A 6,507-nucleotide genomic window follows, 5' to 3' on the forward strand; every position below is an offset into this window, starting at 1 on the left:
CCATCGGTATACCTCCTTTATCTTACCACAAGGTGCTCTCCGACTTGTGTAACCCGATAGTCCTGAAGGGGGTAATGCCCTTCACCAGATACGGGATGAGCCAAACCTAGTGAGAGGTCATAGACCGTATGGCACCTAGGACACTCAGCTGCAAGTAACCGACTACCATCTTGTACCATCTCCACGCCAATAACTGTAGGCCAACAGTGAGGACAAGCTAGGTCGAAAGCACAATACCTCCCTCCGGCTTCATGAGCTACCACAATGCCTCTATGCCCCAGATATTGACCCTCTAGGGTAGCACGCTCAAATAGCATATAAGATAGCGGCTCCCGCAACCCTCTCCCCTCGTGATCCAAGCTCACTTCCAATTGCACTCCTAAACGAGGTAGAGGATGTTGCCCCTCTATCTCTATCCCCTCTCTAGCACAAGAGGTGAGTAGGAGGAGTACTACGAAAGCCGATAGCCCTCTCACTTCTCCAGAGATGTGCCCTTGATAAGTCTATCGAAATCTATCTGCTCCAATAGCTTTGCCACCTTATCTAGAGCTGGCTCTACCTTACCTTTCACCATTCCAGAAAGGAAAGAAGGCATACTTACCTCTACTGATATCTGACCAAGGGTATGTACTTCCTCGTGCTTAGCAAGGCTAAAGACAAGAGCAACAGGCACAGGAGACTTCACCGTCTCATACTTCACCCTATTAGGGGCGACTACCTCACTGCGCTTCAGTACCACATTGCCCGCCATAGGGAGGGTAAGATGAATCTCTTCGCCTACTAACTCCACCTTTACGTCATTGCCTAGTTTATCTCCATACTTCTCCAGAAGAGGCTTTAGGTGAGATGGGCTTTCCACCAATCCAAAGACCGTATTTATATCTTTCTTAAGCTCTATAGGGCGACTCGAATATGTCTGCATATAACTTCTTCTATATTATTACTTATTGGCTATAGCCATTGTATCACTTTCCCCAGTTAGCTGGGTCTTTGCGCCACTCGCGGAGCATCTCAAGGTCGTCAGCCGAGATATAACCGCTCTCTATAGCCTGCTCCACGACAGTATCATAGTTGCTGAGGGTGTAGAGCTGCACGCCAGCTTCGGCAAATGCCTCCTCGGACTTTGCAATACCATGGGTATAGATAGCCACCATACCGAGCACCTCACAGCCGTGTGCACGAAGTGCCTCTACAGCCTTCAGACTACTCCCTCCGGTACTAATCAAGTCCTCTACCACGACTACCTTATCTGCGGGACCGATACGCCCTTCTATAAGGTTCTCCATTCCATGATCCTTAGCTTTAGAGCGGATATAGCTAAAAGGTAGTCCCATAAGATCTGCCACCAAAGTCCCTTGGGCAATAGCTCCAGTAGCCACACCACTAATGGCTGTTACCCCTGGGAAGTGAGCCTTTATCGTCTCTGCGAGCGACTCCTTGATATAGGTACGTGCCTCTGCATCTGATAGGGTTACTCTATTGTCACAATATATTGGACTCTTCCACCCTGAAGCCCAAGTAAAAGGAGCCTTAGGGCTTAACTTCACAGCCTCAAGCCTCAACAGGTGCTCTGCCGTTTTCTTTGCTATCTCACTCATATATTATTCATCTATGTGTACAATTATACTTCTTTCAAAGATACCAAAATCTATCTAACTTCTCGGCAAAAAGCGAGGGCTAGTATGGAAGTTCCACACTAGCCCTCAATACAATTATCTTTACCTTAGTCGAAGATTACTCCTTTGTAAATGGAGCATCTAAGTTAAACTCGCTACGGAGCTTATACTTGTGGTACCTACGCTGAGCATCTTCCTTAGCCACGGCAAATAGCTCCTCTGCCTCCTGTGGATACTTCTTAGCAAGCGAGTTGTAACGCACCTCACCCATTAGGAAGTCATGGAACTTACTCCAGTCTGGCTGCTTAGAATCGAGAGAGAATGGGTTCTCGCCCTTCTCAATCAGTTCAGGATTATACCTCCAAAGGTGCCAGTAACCGCACTCTACAGCTAGCTCCTCTTCCTTCTGGCTCTTACCCATACCAGCCTTGAGACCGTGCTCAATACATGGAGCGTAAGCAATGACTACTGATGGTCCATCAAATGCCTCTGCCTCGCGGATGGCCTTGAGAGTCTGAGCCTGGTTAGACCCCATAGCTACCTGAGCAACATAGATATAACCATAGGTGGTCATCATCATACCAAGATCCTTCTTGCGGATACGCTTACCAGATGCTGCGAACTTAGCAATAGCACCAGTTGGGGTACTCTTTGAGCTCTGACCTCCGGTATTTGAGTAAACCTCGGTATCGAGTACCAAAATATTGATATTCTCACCGCTAGCAAGCACGTGATCTAGACCACCGAAGCCGATATCGTATGCCCAACCGTCACCACCGAGTATCCACTGTGAGCGCTTTACGAAGTAGTTAGAAAGAGCATCGAGAATACGCACATTCTTGTGGCTACTTGTGCGAAGTGCTGCAAGCACCTTGTCGCTTGTCTCACGGCTCTTATTGCTATCCTCATGGTTGTCATACCACTCGCGGAGTAGCTCTACATCGATAGGAGCCTCCTGCTTACCCTCAACCATCTCACCTACAATGCGCACGAGACGCTCGCGGAGCTTACCTGCGGCAAGGTGCATACCAAGACCGAACTCGGCATTGTCCTCGAATAGAGAGTTAGCCCAAGCTGGACCCTGACCAAGAGCATTGGTGGTGTATGGCGTACTTGGTGATGAAGCTGAGTAGATAGAAGAACAACCAGTAGCATTAGCAACCATCTGGCGGCTACCGAAGAGCTGAGTGAGGAGCTTAACATAAGGAGTCTCACCACAACCAGCACAAGAACCGCTGAACTCAAATAGAGGTCTTGCGAACTGAGAGTTCTTTACATTGGCAGCGACATCAACAAGATGTGCTTTATTAGTTACCTTCTCATAAGAGTAATCCCATAGTGGCTGTAGGTGCAGCTGGCTTGAGATAGGCTTCATAGTAAGTGCCTTCTCACCCTTCTTACCTGGGCAGACATCAGCACAGTTACCACAACCCATACAGTCGAGCACATCTACCTGGATGCGGAACTGCAGACCCTCGAATGACTTACCGATTGGCTTGAGTGTATCATAGCCCTCTGGTGCGTTCTTAACCTCCTCCTCATCGAGTAGGAATGGACGGATAGTAGCGTGAGGACATACAAATGCGCACTGGTTACACTGGATACAGTTCTCGATATTCCACTCAGGAACCATTGCGGCTACACCACGCTTCTCAGAGTTGGAGGTACCATTTTCCCAAGTCCCATCTTCACGACCTACGAAGGCAGACACTGGCAGCCCATAGCCCTCACGAGCATTGATAACACGGACAATATCCTTTACAAAAGGCGTATCATTTGGATGCTCCACAACCTCGTCGTCTGGGAGGTTAGCCCACTCAGCCTTTACTGGAACCTTTACTAAGAGCTCACCACCCTTATCTACTGCCTGATTATTCTTATTAACAATGGCATCACCCTTATGACCATAGCTCTTCATGATGAACTTCTTCATCTGCTCTACAGCTAGTTCGTAAGGGATAACACCAGTAATCTTGAAGAATGCAGACTGGAGAATCGTATTGGTGCGGTTACCTAGACCAATCTCCTGAGCTATTTTAGTAGCGTTAATCATGTAGAAGTTGATATCATTCTGTGCGAAGTATCTCTTCATCTTATTAGGCAGATGCTTCTCTACCTCGTCGATATCCCAGATACTATTGAGCAAGAATGTACCGCCCTTTCTTAGCCCCTTAGTAAGATCGTACATACGTAGATATGCAGGTACGTGGCAAGCTAGGAAGTGTGGCTGGTTTACATAGTGCGTGCTACGGATACGCTTATCACCGAAGCGAAGGTGGCTACAAGTAAATCCACCTGACTTCTTAGAGTCGTACTGGAAGTAAGCCTGTACCCACTTGTCCGTATTCTCACCAATAATCTTGATAGAGTTCTTATTAGCACCTACGGTACCATCGCTACCTAGACCATAGAACATACACTCATAGGCACCGTTATCGATCTGTGGATCCTCTACTACTGGAAGAGAAGTGAAGGTAACATCATCTACAATACCAATGGTGAAGTTATTCTTTGGCTCTGGGAGCTCAAGGTTGTTGAATACTGCGACAATCTGACCAGGAGTAGTATCCTTGCTAGATAGACCGTAACGACCACCCACTACGACTGGTGCATTCTCAGTGCCATAGAGCGCGCTCTTTACATCATTATATAGAGGCTCGCCCACTGCGCCCTGCTCCTTAGTACGGTCGAGGACTGCAATCCTCTTCACGGTCTTAGGAAGTGCGCCTAGGAAGTGCTTTACAGAGAATGGACGGAATAGGTGAACCGTCACCATACCAACCTTCTTCTTACCCTGAGCATTGACATAGTCTACCACGTCCTTACCCATCTTGGTTACAGAGCCCATAGCAATGATTACATTCTCTGCATCCTCCGCACCATAATAGTCAAATAGGTGGTGCTGACGTCCAGTAATCTTTGCAATCTCGTCCATGTAGTGCTGTACTACATCTGGCACGCTGGTATAGAAGCTATTGCTAGCCTCACGAGCTTGGAAGAATACATCATCGTTCTGTGCTGTACCCCTAGTAGCAGGGCTATCTGGAGCGAGTGCACGCTTACGGAATGCGTATAGAGCCTCCTGATCTACGAGTGGACGGAGGTCTTCCATCTGCATCTCCTCAATCTTCTGTATCTCGTGAGAGGTACGGAAACCGTCGAAGAAGTGAATAAATGGCACCCTTGTCTTGAGAGCTGTAAGGTGAGCTACAGCAGCAAGATCCATCACCTCCTGTACAGAAGCAGTAGATAGCTGAGCGAAACCAAGCCCACGAGCACTCATCACATCCTGATGGTCACCGAGGATTGATAGCGCATGAGAAGCTACAGTACGTGCTGCCACGTGGAATACTCCTGGGAGGAGCTCACCAGCAATCTTGTACATGTTAGGTAGCATCAGTAGCAGACCCTGTGATGCGGTGAACGTAGTAGTCAGCGCACCTGCCTGTAGTGCACCATGCACAGCACCAGCAGCACCAGCCTCGCTCTGCATCTCCTCCACCTTCACTGTCTCGCCAAAGATATTGAGCCTACCCTCAGCGCTCCACTGGTCGATATACTCCGCCATGGTGGTTGATGGAGTGATAGGATAGATCGAAGCCACCTCGCTAAACATATATGCGATATGTGCAGCGGCCTGATTACCATCACACGAAACAAATTTCTTTTCTCTTGCCATTTTAATTACAAACCAAAAATATGATTATATATTATATGTGTATTGTCTTAGTACAAAAAACCGAAAAGCCAGATCGGTATATCCAACCCCTCTCCCAGATATTTTCCACAGAGCGCATGAATAACGTCGGGACGGCTGCTCCTGCGGCGATCTCCTTTGTTAAAGCACCGCACAGGATACTTACCGTCTACCAAAAAGTCTACGCCATTCTCCTCCGATAGCTCTACGTGCAGACCAGCATCCTGCACACTCTGTAGAAAGAAAGTCTTTGCCCTTAAGGCGAAGTCCATATCTCCCTCTTTCATCACCGTGAGGATATTGGTATCATTGAGATACACCCTATCAGGCTTGCGTGGGTACTCCCCTCCATCCTTATAGATAAGGCGCACCATACGGGCGTCCGATAGGTACTTCAGATAGTTCATTACCGTAGCACGGCTAGTGTCTATCTCGCTACTGAGGGATGAAACATTGGTGATACCATCCTTTTGTTGCCCTATTAGGTAGAGTAGCTTCCTCAGTTTAGGCAAATAAGTAGGTGCAATCTGTCGGATGTACACAAGGTCTACCTCCAGCAGCATATTCATATTACGCACCAATCCTTCGCCAAAAAGCGACAAATCTCCCGTGGGCGGATAATAGCCATTCCGCATATAGCGAGCAAAGTCATCCATGGGTATCACCTCCTTGGAGATATCATGGACAATCTGCTCATGGTGATGCACCAATTCCTCCATCGTCACCGCAGGGAAATCTAGGCTATGGTGGTAATTGAGGTATTGCCTAAATGAAAAGCCATACAAGTCACACACCACCACCTTTCCCTTAAGTTCAGGATAATCCTCCTCCAAAGTCATCATACTAGAAGCCGTGAAGACGATTCGGAGCTCAGGGAAATCCCTATGACACTTTGCCAACTCTGAGACCGTTGCACGAAGATATTTGATTTTCTCATCCTCCTTTTCGTCCGTTTTTTAGGAGGATTTCGTTCAGGGCAGTCTTTCTCTTATCATATTTTCCCCTCTTTTTGAGCTTTAAAAGGCTCAATTTGAGGGGGATTTTTGACTTGAGAGGATGCCAAATGCTCCTCTCGAGGAGGATTCGGTCATTGGGTATTAGCTGACAATTGGATTATCATCATAGGGGCTCTTTTGATGTTGTGACATATGGACTCCAAAATATTTTGTCCGTGAGTCTTTAGCAAACCCTTGT

General features: G+C 47.5%; 5 protein-coding genes. All 5 read right to left on the bottom strand.

Annotated elements, in window-relative coordinates; translation table 11 throughout:
* Positions 1-17: 17 nt before the first annotated feature.
* The 5 genes from A3GG_RS0104845 to A3GG_RS11890 all read right to left on the bottom strand — a co-directional run bounded on the left by A3GG_RS0104845 (position 18) and on the right by A3GG_RS11890 (position 6,212).
* Positions 18-476, bottom strand: a complete 459-nt coding sequence (locus A3GG_RS0104845) for a Rieske (2Fe-2S) protein (RefSeq protein WP_018358197.1) — start codon at positions 474-476, stop codon at positions 18-20.
* Positions 473-922 (bottom strand): hypothetical protein, encoded by a 450-nt coding sequence (locus A3GG_RS0104850; RefSeq protein WP_018358198.1) that lies wholly within the window; start codon positions 920-922, stop codon positions 473-475. Before A3GG_RS0104850 ends, A3GG_RS0104845 begins: the two co-directional genes overlap by 4 nt.
* A gap of 43 nt (positions 923-965) precedes the next feature.
* Positions 966-1,598 (bottom strand): orotate phosphoribosyltransferase, encoded by a 633-nt coding sequence (gene pyrE / locus A3GG_RS0104855; RefSeq protein WP_018358199.1) that lies wholly within the window; start codon positions 1,596-1,598, stop codon positions 966-968.
* 136 nt (positions 1,599-1,734) lie between these two features.
* Positions 1,735-5,295, bottom strand: a complete 3,561-nt coding sequence (gene nifJ / locus A3GG_RS0104860; RefSeq protein WP_018358200.1) for a pyruvate:ferredoxin (flavodoxin) oxidoreductase — start codon at positions 5,293-5,295, stop codon at positions 1,735-1,737.
* 47 nt (positions 5,296-5,342) lie between these two features.
* The gene (locus A3GG_RS11890; RefSeq protein WP_156808676.1) at positions 5,343-6,212 is read right to left on the bottom strand and encodes an ATP-binding protein; all 870 of its coding nucleotides are present in this window, start codon (positions 6,210-6,212) and stop codon (positions 5,343-5,345) included.
* Positions 6,213-6,507 lie beyond the last annotated feature (295 nt).

Source organism: Porphyromonas levii DSM 23370 (genome assembly GCF_000379925.1).
Lineage (GTDB): Bacteria > Bacteroidota > Bacteroidia > Bacteroidales > Porphyromonadaceae > Porphyromonas_A > Porphyromonas_A levii.

Bases quoted from the DNA above. Each gene is read 5' to 3' on its own strand.
- A3GG_RS0104850 (WP_018358198.1), bottom strand. From the start codon at position 922: ATGCAGACATATTCGAGTCGCCCTATAGAGCTTAAGAAAGATATAAAT.
- pyrE (WP_018358199.1), bottom strand. From the start codon at position 1,598: ATGAGTGAGATAGCAAAGAAAACGGCAGAGCACCTGTTGAGGCTTGAG.
- nifJ (WP_018358200.1), bottom strand. From the start codon at position 5,295: ATGGCAAGAGAAAAGAAATTTGTTTCGTGTGATGGTAATCAGGCCGCT.